We start from the raw sequence: 19,940 nt of genomic DNA, 5'->3' as shown, positions 1-19,940 counted from the left end.
TTGATTTTGCTGACCGAATCGTGCTTCGTCCTGGAACCAGACATCAACGCGACCCAGCGGGAGGTGACCCGGAGTGTGAAGGATCGTTTCCAACTGGAAGTTTTTTAAAGTTTTCCTGCGTTTGTTGTGATTGCTTAGGGTGCTTCGAGCGACTGGTTATCCAACTGAAACCGAGTGCATCCATGACGCGGTAGACGTTTCGCAACTGGTAGTCAATTTGGAAGGTATCGCTAATGTATTGCCGTACATCCTGTGCAATTAAACGGCCTCCCTCCTTTTTAACCGCATTTTCTTCGATAAATTGTGCGATCTGTTCTCGCTGGGAGACGGAGAGCTGACAGGGTCTACCCGGACTCGGTTTGCTTTGCAGACCTTCTAGTCCCTCAGCCAGGTAATTGGTTACCCATGTATTAACACTGCCTCTGGCAACCCCAAGGTAATCGGCTATCTGAGTACGCGTTTCCCCTTTTTTGAAATGATATAACGCTAAATAGCGGGTACGCAGTTGCCCGTTGGAGGTATGCTTTGCTAGTTGTTTAAAGTCGTCGGCTGTATGCATGTGAAAATCACTCAAATATGAATAGCGTCATTAGATCAAATTTTTAAGTCAATTGGTATAATTTTTGAATACTAAATTTTCAATTTCGGTCAATATACTCGCCTTTTAGGCTGAATTTCAGCCTTAATTCGGGCTATTCCCGGAGTTCAGACAGATCTCGGCTATCGCCTTAACATCTGGTCGACTTTAAACAGGTTCGCTAAGGTAAATAGCATGGCTAACTGTGAGTCATTTTTCATCAGTCCTTTGTACCGTGCTTTGAAGAAGCCAAACTGACGTTTGATAATGCGAAACAGATGTTCTACTTTTGCCCGGATGCTGCTTTTACGTATTCGATGTTAATAGCCGTCTTTTTCTTTCGTGTATGCTTTTTCAGTGCCCTGACTTTACCGGGGCGTTCTGCAATCAACCACTCTGCAATCGTATCCTGAAGCTCTTCGCATTTTTCTGCGCCTTGATATCCGGCATCGCCAGAAACGAATTCCTCATCTTCGTGCAACAGTTTTTTAAACTGATTCAGGTCATGTTCGTTGGGGCTTACTTCCACAAAAAAAGCACACTCTTCCCAAAAGGGCAAATGACCAACAGCAAAAAACGGTATAATTTATTAATAATCATGCCATTACTGTACTAGAAACTAAGATGTAGGTGGGAAGTTTAATTAACCTATACTGGCTTAATACTTGCGCCTGGACACCAGCTCCTGTAACTCACTGGCCATTTCACTCAGGTTACTGGTGGTTTGGGCGATATGCTCGGAACTTTCCTCTACTTCCTTAGCACTGTCCTGATTATTTACCGCAATGCGGGTAAGTTGATGAACCGAAGCCGATATCGCCGTGATATCTTTATCACTCTTGTCAATAAGCTCACGAACTTCACCGAACTGTTCAGAGATGTCTTCAACCGCCTGCAGGATTAGCCCAAGCTGAGCACCGGTATCTTCTACAATGGCGGCGCCTTCCTCAATACTGGTAGTGGCCAGTATCAGACTGTTTTGAATTTCCACCGCAGTACTGTTGCTTTGCGCAGCAAGAGTACGGACTTCATCAGCAACTACTGCAAATCCACGCCCATGCACACTGGCTCGGGCAGCTTCTATGGCCGCGTTGAGAGCCAGCAAATTGGTTTGGTCTGCGATGCCGGAAATCATCGCCGCTGCCCGGTTTATTTCTTCGTTATTGCTTTTAATTTTGCTCATCGACACCATCGTCCGAGTAATCGCTTGCTGGCCGTCGGCGGCATTTTCTTTGGTTGACTGAACCAGTGAATTGACCGCATTAACCTTGGCAAAGCTGCTCTTCATATTTTCGGAGATGATTTCCAGTGTTTTACTGGTACTTTCCGATGCCTGCACCTGTTCCAGTGCCCGGCCAAGCAGGCCACGAGTATTTTCTAAAATGGTCTGAGAGGTAATTGCCAGTTGTTCGGTGGAAGCAGCCAGTAGATGGGAATTTTTCTCAGCCGAGCCAACTATCTCAGTCATCAATTTGCCGTTATCCTCAGCCTCTGACTTGGATTTCTCTAAATCTAACAATGCATGGCGAGCGTACTCGTTACTTGTTACCCGTTGCTTCTCTATAATACTTAACATAATCAAATTCGCCAGTATTGCACCGCAAACTAAGATAACCCTTGTGCCAGATAATTCAGCAATACCTAGTTCTGGCTCAGGGATTCCGCTAGACATCTGGATAAAATAGATAACGCTAACCGCTAAAATCGTCAGTACGCCCCAGAAAATCCCTTCTATAAACCCACACAACAATATCGCAATGGCAGGTACAACTACAAACCAGACGACCGAGCCAGTGTAAACACCACCGTTAAGGTACATGAGGTAAACCTGGCCCCACAATAGTCCCAGGGATACAGAGTTGGCAGCCAGATTTATTAAGCCTGCCCTCAAAATGAATAGTGTAGCGATGAAATGAAAACAATCCAATATGATAACAAAGACGGAATCATGTGCCTCATGCAAGTAATAGACAGTAGCGTATAGTACCGATGCCGGCACCAATATAAGACAAGACACCATGGTAAGAAACGCTTTGTGATGGTCTTCTTCCGATAAGTTACCAGCAGGCATAAGTATTTGTTTTATAGTATTCATTATATTTAGTCACTCTTTTCGCTTCTAGCAACTGTTCCCTTCCTAAGATTTTATATGGTATCCCCATTATTGCAAGAGTAATCAGGCTATTCTGACTAAAATGGTTTGCGTCCGTATATCTGGCTTCTCGTTGAAGTATTTTCACTTCGAGCCTCGATGAACTTCGCCCATATCGTCCTTATCGTTGACACGGATTAATAATCCACAGCCCCCATCAGGTTTTCGATATGTCGGTTTAACCGTATTGTCATCACGTTATATTTATTCAGCAATCCTTGGAAGTGAACAGGTACATTATTAACTTAAGCGGTTGTCAATTCAGGTTGATAATCGCCACCTTGTGCTAGAGTCTGTATATGGTCTCCTCCAATATTGCAAGAATAAACTGGCTGTTTTGAAAGTCAGGTTTGCGTTCGTATATCCGGCTTCTTGATGAAGTGCTATAACTTCGAGCCTCGATGAACTTCGCCCATATCGTCCTTATCGTTGACACGGATTGTTAATCCATAGCCCCTATCAGGTTTTCGATATGTCGGTCTAACCAGGTTGTCATCACATTATGTTTATTCAGCAATCCTTGGAAGTGAACTCGTTAAATTCGTTTAAATTAAGCCGATGCCCATTCAGGCGTATAACGGCCACCTTGAGCTAATAGTGCCCACGCTATACGGGCCAGTTTATTGGCCAGAGCAACAGCGGCTTTGTTGCGCCCGCGTGTTTGCTCAATGCGCCTTACCCATCGCGCCAGTGGCGTGTCTTTGGTTTTACTCACACGCATCACTGCCCGAGCTCCGTGTATCAATAGCGTTCTAAGATAGCCATCCCCTCGCTTACTGATACCTAATAAATTCTGTTTGCCACCTGAGCTATGTTGCTTGGGCACTAAACCCACTGAAGCCGATACAGCTCGTCCATTTTTAAATTCACTACCGTTGCCAATGTGTTGATACAGCGCACTGGCGATGATCGGACCAACGCCTGGAATACTCTGTAAACGCTGGCAGGCTTCATGTTGGCTTAGGGCATGGATTTTCTTCGTATACCATTCTAAATGTACGTCTAACTCAACCAGCTTTTGATAGTGCTGCTCGAGCAATGTTTTGAATAACTCGCTTAAACCATTGTCAGCTTGTCTATCATATAAATCAGGAAGGGCTTTATACACATTATGTACTCCCATGGGCAGCACTACCCCATATTCATAAAGCAGGCCACGAATTTCATTACAATTCGCCGTCCTATCTCGCTCGCACTTTTTACGCATAACATGCAGCGCTTGGATATCCTGCTGTGTTTGCGTCTTTGTACGCACTACTCGCATCTCAGGACGTACGACGGCTTCTGCAATTGCCAAAGCATCGTTATAGTCTGTTTTATTACCGCGAACATAAGGTTTCACATGCTGCGGCGCGATTTGCTTAACTGTATGCCCTAACTTCTGTATCTCACGCGCCCAATAATGCGCACTTGCACAAGACTCTATGCCGACTACACACTTATCAAGTGTAGTGAAAAACGCAAGTATCTCAGAGCGCTTAAGCATTCTCTTACGAACAATCTTTCCTGCTTGATTGCAGCCCACAAAATGGCTGACATTCTTTGCTAAATCTAATCCAACAGTTGTAATATTACTCATGGTCTTCTTCTCTTGTTAACTTGAATTATCAACTCCAAGTTTGGCACATTGCGATGCCGTTAGAGAGGAGGAGACCATTTCATCGTTGAACAAGTCTCTCACGCCTGGAATACATTCATTGCGGATGTTGAGCGAGTCAAAAATCTCTGTTGGAGAGAGTGGATAAATTTGGTCAATTAATTAATGAGATTGGTATTAGACGGCGAGTGAAAGCCTCGCTCGATATCTAAATTGAATGACTTATTCTCACTTTCCTTAGTTTTCTTTCTACATCAGAGAAATGCAGACGAATTAAGCCTCTGCCGCGTAGCGGTTTCGTTCAACTACTCAATTGAACATCACATGAATGTGAAATAGAGTCTTTGCAGTCCCAGGATAAAGAATGCACTAAAAGGATAGCTATTCCCAAGACTATCCTTCAATATGAAAACTAAAGAGGAGGGCACATCATGTCTGAAAATCTAATAGAAAAAGTAAGCGAGCTGATTGAAAGCGATGAAAAAAAAGGTCTGTATCGTGGTCGACGTGACATGTTTACTGATCCTGACCTGTTCGAGATTGAGATGAAGTACATTTTCGAAGGGAACTGGGTTTATTTGGCGCATGAAAGCCAAATAGGAAATGTAAACGACTATTTTACCGGTTATATTGGTCGTCAGCCCATTTTCATTGCCCGTAATAAAAATGACGAGCTGAACTGCTTTATCAATGCCTGCACTCACCGTGGTGCAGTTCTTTGTCGCAAAAAGAAGGATAACAAAGCAGTTTTAACCTGTCCTTTCCACGGCTGGAGCTTCAATAACTCCGGAAAGTTAATCAAAGTCAAAGATCCTGATGATGCTGGCTATCCTGATTCGTTTAACTGCGAAGGTTCTCATGACCTAAAAAAGGTTCGGATGGAAAGCTACAAAGGTTTTCTTTTTGGTTCGCTGAATGATGATGTCAAACCGCTGTCTGAACATTTGGGCGAAGCAGCCAAAATCATCGACATGATTGTCGATCAGTCACCGGAAGGTCTGGAAGTGTTGCGTGGCTCATCGACTTACATCTATGACGGCAACTGGAAATTGCAGGCCGAGAATGGAGCCGATGGGTACCACGCATCTGCTACTCATTGGAACTACGTTGCCACTGTGGCTCGTCGTAAGGCCGGCATGTCCGCTGATGATGTTAAGGCGATGGACCTGTCCACTTTTAACAAGCAAACAGGTGGATTCTATGCATTTGAACATGGCCACATTCTGCTGTGGATGGAGTGGCCTAATCCGGAGGATCGCCCACTGTACGAACGCCGAAACGAGCTGGTCGAAAAATTTGGCGCTCATCGTGCCGACTGGATGATAGGGAAGTTGCGTAACCTTTGCCTGTACCCGAACGTATTCCTGATGGATCAGATGAGCTCCCAGATTCGTCACTTCCGTCCAATCTCCGTGGACAAGACCGAAGTCACCATTTATTGCATCGCGCCCAAGGGAGAAAATGCTGAAGCGCGTACCCACCGCATCCGTCAGTACGAAGACTTCTTTAACGCTTCCGGCATGGCGACCCCGGATGACCTTGAAGAGTTTCGCGCATGCCAGCAAGGTTTTAAGGCCATGAAACAGCCTTGGAATGACCTGAGTCGTGGTGCTGCTCACTGGATCGATGGGCAGGATGAAGAGGCGAGGACTATCGATTTGCACCCTGTGATGAGTGGTAAGAAGACTGAAGATGAGGGTCTGTTCATTGTTCAGCACCATTACTGGCAACAAATGATTGACGAAGCGGCGCGCAAGGAAAAGGGAGAATAACCATGACAATCAGTTACGACGAGATCCGTGATTTTCTGCATTCTGAGCAGCGTGCGCTGGACGATAAGGATTATAGCCATTGGCTTGAGCACTATGATAAGAGCTCTGAATTCTGGGTGCCGTGTTGGGATGTGGACGGCGAGCTGACGGACGATCCGCAGTCAGAGATGTCATTGATTTATTATGATAAACGGGATGGAATTGAGGATCGTGTTTTCCGCATCCAGACAGAGCGCTCCAGCGTCAGTTCAATGCCGGAGCCGCGTACCCAGCACATGCTGAGCAACCTGGAGGTGCTCGCTGTATCGTCCAGTGATGCAAAAGTGCGCTACAGCTGGATGACCCACAGCGTACGTTATGACAATGTAGATACCTATTTCGGTACCGCGTTTGTCAAGCTGATTCGTGGTGAAGACGGCAAGCTGAAAATCAAGAGTAAGAAGGCTGTGCTGAAGAACGACTACATCCACCACGTTGTGGATATCTATCACCTTTGAATTCGTCCGGATATATAAGCCTAATGGCTTCCCTGTCAGTCAGGAATAGCCACGAGGCTTCCAGCCGGATTCCCGGATCTGAATTAACCAGTTTAATAACAAGTGCCTCTCGGTGTGTCGTCGGCACCCTTGAAATGGGCCTGAGGTATCAACCAGTGTATAAAGTAGCGCTCAATTTTGAAGATGATGTAACTCGATTTATTACCACGTTACCGATGGAGACGGTGGCCGACGCCGCTTATCGTTCGGGAATCAATATTCCGCTCGACTGCCGTGATGGTGCCTGTGGTACCTGTAAGTGTCACTGCGAATCGGGCAGCTATAAGATGGATGGTTATATAGAGGATGCGCTGTCCGTTCGGGAAGCCGAACAGCGCTATGTTCTGACTTGCAGCATGATTCCGGAGTCGGATTGTGTCGTTACCGTGCCGGCCACGTCAGAAGTCTGTGTGCGTAGCCAGCAAGCCGACGTCCATGCCAGGTTGACTGAGATTAACCATCTGTCTGACTCCACCCTGTCCTTTGCCGTTTCCGGTGATCAAGTGCGGGCCATGCATTTTCTGCCGGGGCAGTATGTCAATGTACAGGTACCGGGGACTGACCAATGGCGCGCCTATTCCTTCAGCTCCATAGTTAACCAGGCGAACGAATCGGTATCTTTCCTGATCCGTGCGGTTCCCGGCGGGCTGATGAGTACCTATATGGCAAACAAGGCGAGCGTAGGTGACAGTATAACCCTGCGAGGTCCCTTTGGTAGTTTTTACCTGCGTGAAGTGAGGCGCCCGGTACTGATGCTGGCTGGGGGAACGGGGCTGGCGCCCTTCCTGGCGATGTTGGAAAAGATTCAGCAGGACGGAAGCGCTCATCCGATCCACCTAATATACGGCGTTACGCACGATATTGATCTTGTCGAGCTGGACAAGCTTAAAGCCTTCGCCGTGGCCATCGATAATTTCACATTTGATGTCTGCGTGGCCTCAGAAAATAGCAGTTGGCCGCAGAAGGGTTACGTCACAGATTATATTGAACCTAGTGATTTGAATGATGGTGATGTTGATATCTATCTGTGTGGTCCGCCGCCGATGGTCGAAGCTGTTAGCAGCTTTATGCAGGAAGTGGGTATTCAACCGGTCAGCCTCCACTACGAGAAATTTACGACCAGCAAGTGAGGAATTCTAAATGAGAGTCGAACGTTTTGAAAACCGCGTCGCTATTGTGACTGGTGCTGCCCAGGGCATCGGTCGTGCCGTTGCCCTACAGATGGCTGCTGAAAAAGCCAGCCTGCTGCTGGTGGATCGCTCCGATATTGTCAAAGAGGTGGCAGAGGAGGCCCTGGCCGCCGGCGCGGCAAGCGTCCAGATCAGCGTCGTTGATCTGGAGCGGTATGCGGATGCCTGCAAGGCAGTCAATTTGGCGGTAAGTCATTTTGGCCGCATCGACATTTTGGTTAATAACGTTGGCGGTACGATCTGGGTCCAGCCTTATGAAGTCTACGAGGAAGAGCAGATCGAAGCCGAGATTCGTCGCTCCTTGTTTCCGACCCTTTGGTGTTCCCATTCAGTTTTGGCACAGATGCAAAAACAACAAAGTGGAGTGATCGTGAATGTGTCATCTCTAGCAACCCGAGGTTCTAACCGTGTGCCCTATTCGGCGGCCAAGGGGGGTGTAAACGCTTTGACCGTGTGTATGGCGTTAGAAAATGCCAAATATGGGATCCGTGTCAACGCAGTAGCTCCTGGTGGTACTGATGTTGGCCAGCGGCGGATTCCGCGTAATAGTAAAGCCATGAGTCAATTGGAGAAGGGGTGGTATCAGGCTATCGTTGATGAGGCTACCGAAATGAGCTTCATGAAGCGCTACTGCTCACCGGAAGAGCAGGCCAATGCCATACTTTTTTTGGCGTCTGACGAGGCTTCCTATATCACAGGTACGGTGCTGCCGGTGGGTGGCGGGTATCAGGGGTAACCCTCTTGCTCCAATTAAGAGCTTTACACGGAGTACTCCGGTGGTTGAGTAGAATGATTGGCAGCGGCTGACGTCGCGCTTGAAATGTAACGTTGGGATCTTCAAGGAAATCTTAAGGGGAGAGGAGGTATGGCTCGATTTCAGGTGTATAATTGCACAACGGGCGACGATTTTACCTGCCAAGAAGGCCAGAGCGTCCTCAAGGCCATGGAGCAATGGGGCCTGAAGTGCGTGCCTGTCGGTTGCCGAGGCGGTGGCTGTGGCATCTGCAAGGTCCGCGTGATTGAGGGTGAATACAGGTGCGGAAAGATGAGCCGCGTACATGCCCCGCCCGAAGCCATTGAACAGGGGGAGGTCCTGGCCTGCCGGATCTATCCAGTCACCGATCTGACTATTGAGTGCCTGGAGCCATCGGCTCCGGGCGATACGAGCGAGCAAACAACAAGAGCGTTGAGGTAACTGTTATGAAAAAAGGTGTAATGCGTCCCGGCCACGTACAGATCCGGGTTCTCGATATGGGCGAAGCCGTCAAACACTACACCGAGCTGCTGGGCATGATCGAAACCGATCGTGACGACCAGGGCCGGGTGTATCTCAAAGCCTGGACCGAGGTGGACAAGTTCTCCCTGGTGCTGCGTGAAGCAGACGAGCCCGGCTGCGATTTTATGGGCTTCAAGGTAGTGGACGAAGACACTCTGGTTCAGCTGGAAAAAGACCTGGTGGCCTACGGTGTTGAGGTGGAACAGGTGCCGGCCGAAGATCTGAAGGATTGCGGTCGCCGCGTCCGCTTTACCGTGCCCTCCGGCCATGCCTTCGAGCTATATGCCGACAAGAAGTACACCGGCAAGTGGGGCGTTTCCAGCGTGAACCCGGAAGCCTGGCCCCGTGGCCTGCAAGGCATGAAAGCCGTCCGCTTTGACCACTGCCTGTTCTACGGCCCTGAGTTGGCTGCTACCTATGACATTTTCGTGAACGTGCTGGGCTTCCATCTGGCCGAACAGGTACTGGACCCCGAAGGCACCCGCGTAGCGCAGTTCCTGACGGTCTCCATGAAGGAGCACGACGTGGCCTTCATTCATCACGAAGAGAAAGGCAAGTTCCACCACGCGTCCTTCTTCCTGGATACCTGGGAAGCGGTCCTCCGGGCGGCGGATCTGATCTCCATGACCGATACCTCCATCGATATCGGCCCGACCCGTCACGGCCTGACCCACGGCCAGACCATCTATTTCTTTGACCCGTCCGGCAACCGCAATGAAGTGTTCTGTGGCGGCGATTACTTCTACCCGGATCACAAGCCGGTGACCTGGCAAGCGGAGCAGCTTGGCAAGGCGATTTTCTACCACGATCGCCAGGTGAACGAACGCTTCATGACGGTATTGACCTGATTTTTCAACCGTTTGACAGGCCTATCTATAACAGGATTAGTCAGCAATGAAAGACATCAAGCACTACATCAACGGGCAGTACGTTGGCTCCGCCAGCGGCAAGCTGTTCGACAACGTCAACCCGGCCAACGGCAAGGTGATCAGCAAGGTTCACGAAGCCGGTCGGGACGAGGTGGACGCCGCCGTTAAGGCCGCAAAAGCGGCCCTGCGCGGCCCCTGGGGAAAGATGACGCTGGAGGAACGCACCAGCATCCTGCATAAGGTGGCGGACGGCATCAATGCCCGTTTCGACGAGTTCCTGGAGGCGGAATGCCTCGATACCGGCAAGCCGAAATCCATGGCGAGCCACATCGACATCCCCCGGGGTGCGGCCAACTTCAAGGTATTCGCGGACATGATCAAGAACGTGCCCACGGAGTCCTTTGAAATGCCCACGCCGGATGGCACCGGCGCGCTGAACTACGCCGTACGCCGCCCCAAAGGCGTGATTGGTGTAATCAGCCCCTGGAACCTGCCCCTGCTGCTGATGACCTGGAAAGTCGGCCCCGCCCTGGCGTGCGGCAACACCGTAGTGGTTAAACCTTCCGAGGAAACCCCCACGACCACAGCGCTATTGGGCGAGGTGATGAAAGAGGCCGGTGTGCCGGATGGTGTTTACAACGTGGTGCATGGCTTTGGCGGTGATTCCGCTGGTGCCTTTCTGACTGAACACCCGGACGTTGATGGTTTCACCTTTACCGGCGAAACCGGCACCGGCGAAATCATCATGAAAGCAGCTGCCAAAGGCATCCGGGACATCTCCCTGGAGCTTGGCGGCAAGAACGCCGGCCTGGTGTTTGCCGACTGCGACATGGACAAGGCCATCGAAGGCACCATGCGCTCGGCCTTTGTGAACTGTGGCCAGGTGTGCCAGGGCACCGAGCGCGTCTATGTCGAACGGCCCATCTTTGACGAGTTTGTGGCCCGTCTCAAAGAGGCAGCTGAGCTGCTAAAAATCGGTCCGCCAGACGATGCTGAAGCCAACCTGGGACCACTGGTCAGCCTCAAACATCGTGAAAAAGTCCTTTCCTATTATCAGAAAGCCGTGGATGACGGCGCCACTGTGGTTACCGGTGGTGGCGTTCCAGAGATGCCGGACGAACTGGCCGGTGGTGCCTGGGTTGAACCCACCATCTTTACCGGGTTGTCGGAAGATTCCGCGGTGATTACGGATGAGATCTTCGGCCCCTGTGTCCACCTGTGCCCGTTCGACACCGAAGAGGAAGCCATCGAGCTGGCCAACAGTCTTCCCTACGGACTGGCGTCGGCAATCTGGAGCGAGAACATCACTCGTGCCCACCGTGTGGCGGGCCAGGTCGAAGCTGGCATTATCTGGGTCAACAGCTGGTTCCTTCGTGACTTGCGCACACCCTTCGGGGGTAGCAAGCAGTCCGGCATTGGCCGCGAGGGCGGTGTGCACTCCCTGGAGTTCTACACCGAGATTAAAAACATCTGCGTAAAATTGTGAGACGATCATGACAGCATCTGAAAAAAGCCCCGAAATTGGGCGTGAGATAACCGCTGCCGGGTACCGCACTAACGTGCATGACCATGGTGGCGACAATGGAAAGAGTGATGTCCCGGTGATGATGATCCACGGCTCCGGCCCCGGCGTGACGGCTTGGGCCAACTGGCGCCTGGTGATTCCGGAACTGGCAAAGCACCGTCGTGTGGTGGCGCCGGACATGCTCGGCTTCGGTTACACCGAACGCCCGGGAGACAACACCTACAACCGTGAACGCTGGGTGGCCCATGCCATCGGCGTTATGGACTCGCTGGATCTGGAGAAAGTGGATCTGATAGGCAACTCCTTCGGGGGTGGCCTGGCCCTGGCCTTGGCGATCGAACACCCGGAGCGGGTTCGTCGCCTGGTGCTGATGGGGTCTGTAGGTGTCAGCTTCCCGATCACCAAGGGCCTGGACGAAGTCTGGGGTTACCAGCCCTCGCTGGAAACCATGCGTCGGTTGATGGATGTATTTGCCTTCAACAAGGGGCTGTTGACCGACGAACTGGCAGAAATGCGTTACCAGGCCAGCATTCGCCCAGGTTTTCAGGAGTCTTTTGCCGCCATGTTCCCGGCCCCGCGCCAGCGCTGGGTGGATAACTTGGCCAGCTCGGAAGATGACATCCGCGCTCTCAGCCACGAAACCCTGGTGATTCATGGGCGTGAGGACGAAGTGATTCCTCTGCAAACATCCCTGACACTGGCCGAGTGGATCGACCGGGCACAGCTTCACGTCTTTGGTCGTTGTGGCCACTGGACACAGATTGAACATGCCGGCCGGTTCGCACGTTTGGTTAATGATTTCCTGGCCGAGGCCGATTAAGTAAATGGCTACAGGAGAAGGACAATGGAACAGACACATATTCAAGCCCTAGGCGATGTATTCTAGCAGGTAATGCTCAGCCGACAAGTCTTCCCCTCTCTGAGTAGTCGAGGTGAAGAGAACACCAGCAACGGTGCGTAGCTATATTTTACTGAGCATGCTGGAGTGCCGTCAGTCGGCAATAGCTTCCATAATCGGAAAGAAGATTTGTAACAGCGGCAAGGCAGTGCAGAACATTCTGAATGCACATCAGCCAGGCTTTGGGAACTTAATCGGCCGCTCGGGGTGACCAATAACGACTTTCTGGCAGGCACGGAAGGCGTGAAGCACTGTTTATAGATTGTAGTTTCCCTATCCAGGAGTGGCAGATTTCCGTACAGCACGCTATTGCCGACAACGCCGTACTAGTGTGATTACCAAGGGATACTGACGGTATAAGTACCAAGCGATTTTGACGTAATCTCACTATCAATGTTGCCGCGCTTCAGCAAGCTTTGCCAACCGTAATGCAGTGGTATTCATGTTTTCCTCAGCCAGATATTCCGAACGCCGCTAGCGTGTATGTCGACGTTTCTTTCGGATTTGAGCAGCCGTGATACCTTGGATTGACCTAGGTGTGGATTAGCTAGGGAGAATTCGATGACGACTTCCTCGATAGCTCTGTCAGTGCGGTTCTTGTGATGAAGATCTGGCGTTTCCTGACGTTTTAACGAATCGATTCCACCTTGTTCTATCAATTTACGATGGCGGTAAATTGTATCGCGGGATACGCCACTAAGTCGGGATGCTCTGCCACATTGCCAAGCCTGTCAGCCAAAGCTAATACCTCAAGCTTCTTTTTGATCTCATTGTCTTCCGAGGATAATTTTTCACGCTCAGCGACCTCTGCTACCTGTAACTGTCGTCCGGCGAAGTAGGCATCGAACCGCTTATTTTTACTCGTACGAATTTCAATTTTCTGGTTTGCGATTGAATGCTTTAGTGGAGAGTCGATGAAGTAAAGTTTTCCGCCGTAGCTAAAAGTATGGTCGTTGCGTATTTTCCGATAGACCTTGGTGATGCATATATCATCAAGATTGGTGTAGCGTGGTACAGGCGTATATTCGGTGCCTGATGTTCTTGACTTAACAACCAATTTTTTACGCCAGAACTGAGGGATGAATACATGTTGGAGATAGCTATTTGCGCCCACCATATCAGTAATATTGTTGAGTCGTAACTCCGGGATCAACCTGTCTTGCAGGGTATCGAAGGCGCGTTCAATCCTGCCTTTACCCTGAGGAGAACTGGCGAAGATGATTTCAATGCCCAGCTCCTCACAGGCCCGCTGCAATTTCTCCCAGATGCAGCGGGCCTGTGAGGAATTAGGTGAATTAGGAAGTGACTGAGAAAGCGCAATTGAAGCGGCATATTCTGCAGCGATTTCGAAAACGTCATCTAAGCCTGAATAGGCAATAGCATTATCAATTCTGCCTAGGGCCTGTATATGGTCTCCTCCAATATTGCAAGAATAAACTGGCTGTTTTGAAAGTCAGGTTTGCGTTCGTATATCCGGCTTCTTGATGAAGTGCTATAACTTCGAGCCTCGATGAACTTCGCCCATATCGTCCTTATCGTTGACACGGATTGTTATACCATTCCATCTTAATATTTGGTCAGTAATGCCCAGTCTCTCGAACACATATTCATGATTCGCTTAGTGTCATCGACGAAATCGTTCCAAGCTGTGGTACATGCATCAACGATATCTTCGTATCCCTGGAAGCATCTGTTCGCTAAATGATGTTGCCGTATCCAACTCCACACCTGCTCTATGGGATTCAGTTCAGGAGAATAGGGTGGCAGTTTCATAATTGTCAGGTTTTCAAAGTCATCGGCTATATCATCGGTATGCCAACCAGCACCATCCATCACCACCACGGCATGGCGCCCCGGTTTTGTTTTCTGTGAGATTTGCATCAGGTGTTGACGCATGATGTCTTTGCTCACATAGGGCGAAATGAACGCTTCGGTGTCGCCAGTAGCTGGACATACCGCGCCAAACAAATGTGCATATTCAAATTGCTGTTGCTTCACAACTCGTGGGCGACTTCCCGTTGGGGCCCAAATGCGCGTTGTCGTGTTTTGCTGGCCAAAACGAGCTTCGTCCTGGAACCAAACATCTATGCGATCCAAGGCGAGATGCCCCGGAGTGTTAAGGATCGTTTCCAGTAGGAAGTTTTTTATATGCATCCTGGACGCCTGTTTGTTGTTTAGGATGTCGAGAACGACTCGTTATCCAACTAAACCCCAACGATTTTAACAGCTTATAGATTGCATTATGATGGTAGGTAACGCCAAATGTTTGCTCAATATAGGCTAAAATACTTTCCCCGGTAAGCCTACCTCCTTCATGTTTATCCTGGCTATGCTCTTCGATGTATGAACAGAGCGTTTGCTTTTGCCGTTCTGTGAGGTAGCAAGTTCGACCTTTTGCCTTTTTGGATTCCAGACCTTCAAGGCCATTGGTAAGGTAATTGGATACCCACAGATTCACACTTGTCCTACTGACTTTGAGTATTTCAGCGATATAAGTGCGGCTCTTGCCGTCAAGAAAATGAGAAAGGGCTAAGAAGCGTATACGCTTCCGACTATCTTTTTCAGATTTTGAAAGGGCGAGCAATTGCTCTGATGTATATTTCAAACTAAATGGACTCAGGAATGTAATGTGGCAATTAGATCACAAATCTAGATGGAATGGTATTAATCCATAGCCCCTATCAGGTTTTCGATATGTCGGTCTAACCAGGTTGTCATCACATTATGTTTATTCAGCAATCCTTGGAAGTGAACTCGTTAAATTCGTTTAAATTAAGCCGATGCCCATTCAGGCGTATAACGGCCACCTTGAGCTAATAGTGCCCACGCTATACGGGCCAGTTTATTGGCCAGAGCAACAGCGGCTTTGTTGCGCCCGCGTGTTTGCTCAATGCGCCTTACCCATCGCGCCAGTGGCGTGTCTTTGGTTTTACTCACACGCATCACTGCCCGAGCTCCGTGTATCAATAGCGTTCTAAGATAGCCATCCCCTCGCTTACTGATACCTAATAAATTCTGTTTGCCACCTGAGCTATGTTGCTTGGGCACTAAACCCACTGAAGCCGATACAGCTCGTCCATTTTTAAATTCACTACCGTTGCCAATGTGTTGATACAGCGCACTGGCGATGATCGGACCAACGCCTGGAATACTCTGTAAACGCTGGCAGGCTTCATGTTGGCTTAGGGCATGGATTTTCTTCGTATACCATTCTAAATGTACGTCTAACTCAACCAGCTTTTGATAGTGCTGCTCGAGCAATGTTTTGAATAACTCGCTTAAACCATTGTCAGCTTGTCTATCATATAAATCAGGAAGGGCTTTATACACATTATGTACTCCCATGGGCAGCACTACCCCATATTCATAAAGCAGGCCACGAATTTCATTACAATTCGCCGTCCTATCTCGCTCGCACTTTTTACGCATAACATGCAGCGCTTGGATATCCTGCTGTGTTTGCGTCTTTGTACGCACTACTCGCATCTCAGGACGTACGACGGCTTCTGCAATTGCCAAAGCATCGTTATAGTCTGTTTTATTACCGCGAACATAAGGTTTCACATGCTGCGGCGCGATTTGCTTAACTGTATGCCCTAACTTCTGTATCTCACGCGCCCAATAATGCGCACTTGCACAAGACTCTATGCCGACTACACACTTATCAAGTGTAGTGAAAAACGCAAGTATCTCAGAGCGCTTAAGCATTCTCTTACGAACAATCTTTCCTGCTTGATTGCAGCCCACAAAATGGCTGACATTCTTTGCTAAATCTAATCCAACAGTTGTAATATTACTCATGGTCTTCTTCTCTTGTTAACTTGAATTATCAACTCCAAGTTTGGCACATTGCGATGCCGTTAGAGAGGAGGAGACCATTTCATCGTTGATCTTTGAACATTTTTCACTCAGCAGTACATCGGTAGCCACATCATCGAAAATGCCAGTGATACCATGCTGGCATAATTCCTGGCTAACTTTTCATACCTCGTTGATATTGAACGATAATGCTTTATTCGAGCAAAGGCGTTTTCAACTAGGTGGCGATATTTATAGAGGCACCAATCAACGCTGTCTTTGTCTATATCTTGGCCATAGTTCCGTTTCGGTATGACGGAGATACCTCCTTTGGCTTCAATATGTTCTCTTAATGCGTCACTATCGTAGCCTTTGTCACCTACGAAAATGTTTACTTCCCTTAAATGGTCAACCAGACTTTGAGCCCGAGCTATATCATTTCTCTGGCCTTCTGATAGTTCAAAATAAATTGGAAGCCCACCACTATCCACGGCTAAATGGATTTTTGTGGAGTTACCACCTCGGCTTTTTCCAATGCACTCATTATCCTTAGTAGCTGCTCCGGCACTATGCTGATGAGCTTTGACAATCGAACCATCAGCAAAGACCCAGTCGTAATCAGATAGTTTGGCTAACTCATTGAATAACATATTCAATAAACCTTTCTTCGACCATAAATTGAATCGGCGATAAACGGCGCTCCAACCGCCGAATTCTGTTGGTAAATCACGCCAAGGAATTCCTGTTCTCAGCCGGAAGAGTATCCCTTCAAACGTCATTCTATGTTCTGGTTTATTGTAAATGCGGCCTGTACTCTTCATTACTTGAAGTAGCTTTTGCCACCGCTTATCAGTTAGCATTAGTCTCGGCATGGTAGTGAGTTGTTCTTTTACTTTTGGCGAAGCAAATTATAACTCTTTACCATGCTGCTCAAAAACCAATCACGAAAGATCAACACGCCTTAGGGCACCCTGAAGTTTGTTGATATCAGCAGCGCCCTTCATGCCTGCTTCGTTTTCGAGAATAACCACGTCAGTAAATCATGAGTAAAGGCATCTGTTATTCTGACAGTAACGGCGAACAATGGCAGCTTAGCCAGAGCCAGTTTGGTGTGATGGGCTTTTCTGCCGGCGGTCACCTGGCGGCAACTGGCGCGACGCATTTTGCGCAGCCGATGATCGGCAGTTATGACGCTAAAATGCTCAGACCTGCTTTCCAAATCCTGATCTATCCGGTGATCAGTATGGAGGCAAACATTACCCATGAGGGCTCACGTCATCTGTTGTTGGGTGAACAGCCTGAAGCTGCATTGGTGAGAGCTTATTCCAATGAATTACAGGCGACTGAGCAAACGCCGCCAGCCTACATCGTTCACGCTAACGACGACAGTGTAGTGGTAGTTGATAATGCTCTGGAGTATTACGCAGCCTTGCGGGAGAAGAACGTGGCCGTGCGTATGTTGTTGCTTGAAGAGGGGGGACATGGCTTTGGCATGCGGCATAAGGTGGATTGGTTTGCCGGTGTGCTTGATTGGGTTAAAGCCTAATAAAGCGTTTATAAAAAAGGGGCGCTTGTAGCGCCCCTGTGAGGTTATATATGCTGGCAGGTAAGATTACTGAATCTGCCCCCGTAGCTCACCATTAGGGTAAGCTGGCGTGTGCACATTCACATAATGTCCGCCTGCCGCATAATGTCCGCCTGCCGCTAGCACGCCAAAGATAGTAGCATCAAGCATCGCGTTTGCGGGTGCCATCCAGCGATTTACATCATTACTGTCCTGCTCAAGTCCTAACAGCACCGGGCCATCAATGCCAGTTGCACCGGTATGAATGTGCGCTGCGGTTGCGTCGGCTACGCCACTGGTAAGCACCTGCAATTCCAGGCTGAAATCATCGGTATTGACCAGCGCATAACCGCTGCCTGTAGCCGTGGTGGTAACCGCGTGGGTTTCCTCGTCACCGCTTAATCCAAAAGCGACCATCACAAAGTTGTCGGTAAGGATTTGACCACGAAGTTCACCACTTGGGTTAGCAGGTGTATGGACATTTACATAGTGACCGCCGGAAGCCAGCACCTCGAAGATCGCCGGCGTAAGCATGGCGTCATCGGCTGTCATCCACATGCCGGCATCATCAGCAGACTGCTCAAGGGCCACCAGGACGTCGCCATTCATGCCAACCCGACCTGTATGAATATGCGCTGCGGTGGCATCATCCACACCATTGGTGTGAACCACTAAGTCCAGGTCATAAGTGAGCGAATTGACCAACGCATAACCGTTTCCTGAGGCCATGGTAGTAACCGCCGGAACTTCCTGAGCACCGCTCAGCCCAAAGGTCGCAATGACATATTGAGGCGTAACAATCTGACCACGAATTTCGCCATCAGGGAAGGCCGGAGTGTGAACGTTAACGTAATGGCCACCGCCGGCCAGTACGGCCAGAATGTCTGCATTAATGGCAGTATCGGCGGGTGTCATCCACATGCCCGGATCGCTCGTGGATTGTTCCAGTGCAACTAATACATCGCCATTTGTACCAATGTCACCAGTATGGATATGGGCGCCGGTTGCGTTATCTACGCCGGTAGTGTCGATGACCAGTTCGAGTTCGTAGGTCGAAGTGTTAACCAGTGCATAGCCATTGCCCATGGCACTGGTTGACGCCACTGGCACCTGTTGATCACCACTCAGGCCGAATGTTGCAAGCGCGAAGTTGCTGGTTAATATCTGGCCTCTTAACTCGCCGCTGCCGTTAGCCGGAGTATGCACGTTAACGTAGTGGCCGCCTGATGCCAGCACCTCAAATGTGGCAGCAGTATCGACTACCGGTACTTCCTGTTCACCACTTAGTGCAAAAGTGGCGAGGGCAAAATTATCGGTCAGGATCTGGCCGCGAATCTCACCATTCGGAAAAGCATCGGAGTGGACATTTACATAGTGACCACCTGATGCCAGCACAGCAAATATTTCCTCGTTGATCAGGGTTTCTTCCGGCGTCATCCACATGCTGGAATCTTCAATCGACTGCTCAAGGGCCACCAGTACATCACAGTTATTACCAACCCGACCGGTATGGATGTGCGCTGCGGTTGCCTCGACGTCTTCTGTGTAAACTACCAGATCTAAATCGTAGGTCGCCGTTGATACCGCGCATAACCATACCCATCGGCCAGGGTGGTCACCGCAGGAACTTCCTGCTTACCGCCGAGCATAAAAGTAACCACTGCCATATCGTCGGTCACAATCTGGCCGCGCAGTTCACCGTCTTCAAAAGTGTCGGTATGTACGTTGATGTACCATTCACCTTCCAGTAAATCAGTGATCAACTCACTGCTGACACTGGTTTCATCCAGGGTATAGGTACCGGCCGTTGACCCTTCAGAAAATTCGAAGGCCACTTCCCCGTTACGCCCGATGTCACCATCGTGAATATGAATGGCCTGCACACCTTCCACAATACTCACGTCCACCGAAGCGCGCATTAAGCCAAGCGTTTCGTCAAGCTCAATGGTAGCAGAAGCCATTTGTGCAGACATGTTCGCCGGTACCTGTTGTTTACCGGTTAAGTCAATTTCAATGGTAGTGCTGGCACTGAAGGTGGGTGGGGGAGGCGGTGTTTCTTCTGTTTTATCGTCATCGTCCATACACGCGGTTAGCAGTGCGGTACAAGCAATGATTGCGAGCCCTCTGTACTTCATCATGAGCTCCGTTGCTACAGATAAATTTACAAACCTTTAACGTTTTGTGCA

Annotated in this window: 17 protein-coding genes and 2 pseudogenes; 9 read left to right on the top strand and 10 right to left on the bottom strand. The window is 49.4% G+C overall.

Annotation, left to right across the window (positions count from 1 at the left end; translation table 11 throughout):
• Nucleotides 1-43: 43 nt before the first annotated feature.
• From AC566Q_RS18725 to AC566Q_RS18710, 4 genes and pseudogenes are all read right to left on the bottom strand, one after another.
• Entirely contained in the window at nt 44-559 is a 516-nt protein-coding gene (locus tag AC566Q_RS18725; RefSeq protein WP_296053707.1) for a helix-turn-helix domain-containing protein, read from the bottom strand.
• A 161-nt stretch (nt 560-720) separates the two neighbouring features.
• A pseudogene (locus AC566Q_RS18720) lies at nt 721-1,106 on the bottom strand (transposase); the annotation flags it as partial.
• Between the two features lie 129 nt (nt 1,107-1,235).
• Entirely contained in the window at nt 1,236-2,672 is a 1,437-nt protein-coding gene (locus AC566Q_RS18715) for a methyl-accepting chemotaxis protein (RefSeq protein WP_499609318.1), read from the bottom strand.
• A 607-nt stretch (nt 2,673-3,279) separates the two neighbouring features.
• The gene (locus AC566Q_RS18710) at nt 3,280-4,308 is read right to left on the bottom strand and encodes an IS110 family RNA-guided transposase (RefSeq protein WP_105936449.1); all 1,029 of its coding nucleotides are present in this window, start codon (nt 4,306-4,308) and stop codon (nt 3,280-3,282) included.
• Between the two features lie 449 nt (nt 4,309-4,757).
• On the opposite strand from AC566Q_RS18710, the gene benA reads away from it, so the two are divergent.
• The 8 genes from benA to AC566Q_RS18670 all read left to right on the top strand — a co-directional run bounded on the left by benA (nt 4,758) and on the right by AC566Q_RS18670 (nt 12,314).
• Entirely contained in the window at nt 4,758-6,098 is a 1,341-nt protein-coding gene (gene benA / locus AC566Q_RS18705) for a benzoate 1,2-dioxygenase large subunit (protein ID WP_499609316.1), read from the top strand.
• A 2-nt stretch (nt 6,099-6,100) separates the two neighbouring features.
• The gene (locus AC566Q_RS18700; RefSeq protein WP_289008679.1) at nt 6,101-6,595 is read left to right on the top strand and encodes an aromatic-ring-hydroxylating dioxygenase subunit beta; all 495 of its coding nucleotides are present in this window, start codon (nt 6,101-6,103) and stop codon (nt 6,593-6,595) included.
• A 155-nt stretch (nt 6,596-6,750) separates the two neighbouring features.
• Nucleotides 6,751-7,764: a benzoate 1,2-dioxygenase electron transfer component BenC gene (gene benC / locus AC566Q_RS18695; RefSeq protein WP_231506620.1), complete on the top strand. Its 1,014-nt coding sequence runs from the start codon at nt 6,751-6,753 to the stop codon at nt 7,762-7,764.
• Nucleotides 7,765-7,774: 10 nt separating this feature from the next.
• The gene (locus tag AC566Q_RS18690) at nt 7,775-8,560 is read left to right on the top strand and encodes a 1,6-dihydroxycyclohexa-2,4-diene-1-carboxylate dehydrogenase (protein ID WP_156087406.1); all 786 of its coding nucleotides are present in this window, start codon (nt 7,775-7,777) and stop codon (nt 8,558-8,560) included.
• 129 nt (nt 8,561-8,689) lie between these two features.
• Nucleotides 8,690-9,019, top strand: coding sequence for a 2Fe-2S iron-sulfur cluster-binding protein (locus tag AC566Q_RS18685; protein ID WP_156087407.1), 330 nt, complete (start codon nt 8,690-8,692; stop codon nt 9,017-9,019).
• 5 nt (nt 9,020-9,024) lie between these two features.
• Nucleotides 9,025-9,948, top strand: coding sequence for a catechol 2,3-dioxygenase (locus tag AC566Q_RS18680; protein ID WP_156087408.1), 924 nt, complete (start codon nt 9,025-9,027; stop codon nt 9,946-9,948).
• 46 nt (nt 9,949-9,994) lie between these two features.
• Nucleotides 9,995-11,455, top strand: coding sequence for a 2-hydroxymuconic semialdehyde dehydrogenase (locus AC566Q_RS18675; protein ID WP_499609310.1), 1,461 nt, complete (start codon nt 9,995-9,997; stop codon nt 11,453-11,455).
• Nucleotides 11,456-11,462: 7 nt separating this feature from the next.
• Nucleotides 11,463-12,314 (top strand): alpha/beta fold hydrolase, encoded by an 852-nt coding sequence (locus tag AC566Q_RS18670; RefSeq protein WP_499609307.1) that lies wholly within the window; start codon nt 11,463-11,465, stop codon nt 12,312-12,314.
• A gap of 468 nt (nt 12,315-12,782) precedes the next feature.
• Here AC566Q_RS18670 and AC566Q_RS18665 read toward each other — a convergent pair.
• From AC566Q_RS18665 to AC566Q_RS18650, 4 genes and pseudogenes are all read right to left on the bottom strand, one after another.
• Nucleotides 12,783-13,641 (bottom strand): annotated as a pseudogene (locus tag AC566Q_RS18665) (helix-turn-helix domain-containing protein); the annotation flags it as partial.
• Between the two features lie 317 nt (nt 13,642-13,958).
• Nucleotides 13,959-14,976, bottom strand: a protein-coding gene (locus tag AC566Q_RS18660) for an IS630 family transposase (RefSeq protein ID WP_105932858.1) whose coding sequence is annotated in 2 segments (ribosomal slippage) — nt 13,959-14,531 and nt 14,533-14,976 — 1,017 coding nt in all. Because the reading frame shifts where the segments join, the coding sequence is not laid out codon by codon here.
• Nucleotides 14,977-15,164: 188 nt separating this feature from the next.
• The gene (locus AC566Q_RS18655; protein WP_105936449.1) at nt 15,165-16,193 is read right to left on the bottom strand and encodes an IS110 family RNA-guided transposase; all 1,029 of its coding nucleotides are present in this window, start codon (nt 16,191-16,193) and stop codon (nt 15,165-15,167) included.
• 107 nt (nt 16,194-16,300) lie between these two features.
• Complete coding sequence (locus tag AC566Q_RS18650; protein WP_499609303.1) at nt 16,301-17,062, bottom strand: IS5 family transposase; 762 nt, start codon at nt 17,060-17,062, stop codon at nt 16,301-16,303.
• Between the two features lie 170 nt (nt 17,063-17,232).
• Here AC566Q_RS18650 and AC566Q_RS18645 point away from each other — a divergent pair, with 170 nt between their 5' ends.
• Nucleotides 17,233-17,736: an alpha/beta hydrolase gene (locus tag AC566Q_RS18645; RefSeq protein ID WP_296049433.1), complete on the top strand. Its 504-nt coding sequence runs from the start codon at nt 17,233-17,235 to the stop codon at nt 17,734-17,736.
• A 66-nt stretch (nt 17,737-17,802) separates the two neighbouring features.
• Here the strand turns inward: AC566Q_RS18645 and AC566Q_RS18640 are convergent, their stop codons facing one another.
• On the bottom strand, nt 17,803-19,311 hold the full coding sequence (locus AC566Q_RS18640) for a CHRD domain-containing protein (RefSeq protein ID WP_367269675.1): 1,509 nt from the start codon (nt 19,309-19,311) through the stop codon (nt 17,803-17,805).
• 2 nt (nt 19,312-19,313) lie between these two features.
• Nucleotides 19,314-19,892 (bottom strand): CHRD domain-containing protein, encoded by a 579-nt coding sequence (locus tag AC566Q_RS18635; RefSeq protein WP_296049435.1) that lies wholly within the window; start codon nt 19,890-19,892, stop codon nt 19,314-19,316.
• Between the last annotated feature and the right edge of the window lie 48 nt (nt 19,893-19,940).

The organism is Alteromonas sp. H02 (assembly GCF_059682525.1).
This window is presented reverse-complemented; position numbering and strand designations above follow the sequence as displayed.

Bases quoted from the DNA above. Each gene is read 5' to 3' on its own strand.
- AC566Q_RS18725 (WP_296053707.1), bottom strand. From the start codon at position 559: ATGCATACAGCCGACGACTTTAAACAACTAGCAAAGCATACCTCCAAC.
- AC566Q_RS18715 (WP_499609318.1), bottom strand. From the start codon at position 2,672: ATGAATACTATAAAACAAATACTTATGCCTGCTGGTAACTTATCGGAA.
- AC566Q_RS18710 (WP_105936449.1), bottom strand. From the start codon at position 4,308: ATGAGTAATATTACAACTGTTGGATTAGATTTAGCAAAGAATGTCAGC.
- benA (WP_499609316.1), top strand. From the start codon at position 4,758: ATGTCTGAAAATCTAATAGAAAAAGTAAGCGAGCTGATTGAAAGCGAT.
- AC566Q_RS18700 (WP_289008679.1), top strand. From the start codon at position 6,101: ATGACAATCAGTTACGACGAGATCCGTGATTTTCTGCATTCTGAGCAG.
- AC566Q_RS18690 (WP_156087406.1), top strand. From the start codon at position 7,775: ATGAGAGTCGAACGTTTTGAAAACCGCGTCGCTATTGTGACTGGTGCT.
- AC566Q_RS18685 (WP_156087407.1), top strand. From the start codon at position 8,690: ATGGCTCGATTTCAGGTGTATAATTGCACAACGGGCGACGATTTTACC.
- AC566Q_RS18680 (WP_156087408.1), top strand. From the start codon at position 9,025: ATGAAAAAAGGTGTAATGCGTCCCGGCCACGTACAGATCCGGGTTCTC.
- AC566Q_RS18675 (WP_499609310.1), top strand. From the start codon at position 9,995: ATGAAAGACATCAAGCACTACATCAACGGGCAGTACGTTGGCTCCGCC.
- AC566Q_RS18670 (WP_499609307.1), top strand. From the start codon at position 11,463: ATGACAGCATCTGAAAAAAGCCCCGAAATTGGGCGTGAGATAACCGCT.
- AC566Q_RS18655 (WP_105936449.1), bottom strand. From the start codon at position 16,193: ATGAGTAATATTACAACTGTTGGATTAGATTTAGCAAAGAATGTCAGC.
- AC566Q_RS18650 (WP_499609303.1), bottom strand. From the start codon at position 17,062: ATGCCGAGACTAATGCTAACTGATAAGCGGTGGCAAAAGCTACTTCAA.
- AC566Q_RS18645 (WP_296049433.1), top strand. From the start codon at position 17,233: ATGAGTAAAGGCATCTGTTATTCTGACAGTAACGGCGAACAATGGCAG.
- AC566Q_RS18635 (WP_296049435.1), bottom strand. From the start codon at position 19,892: ATGATGAAGTACAGAGGGCTCGCAATCATTGCTTGTACCGCACTGCTA.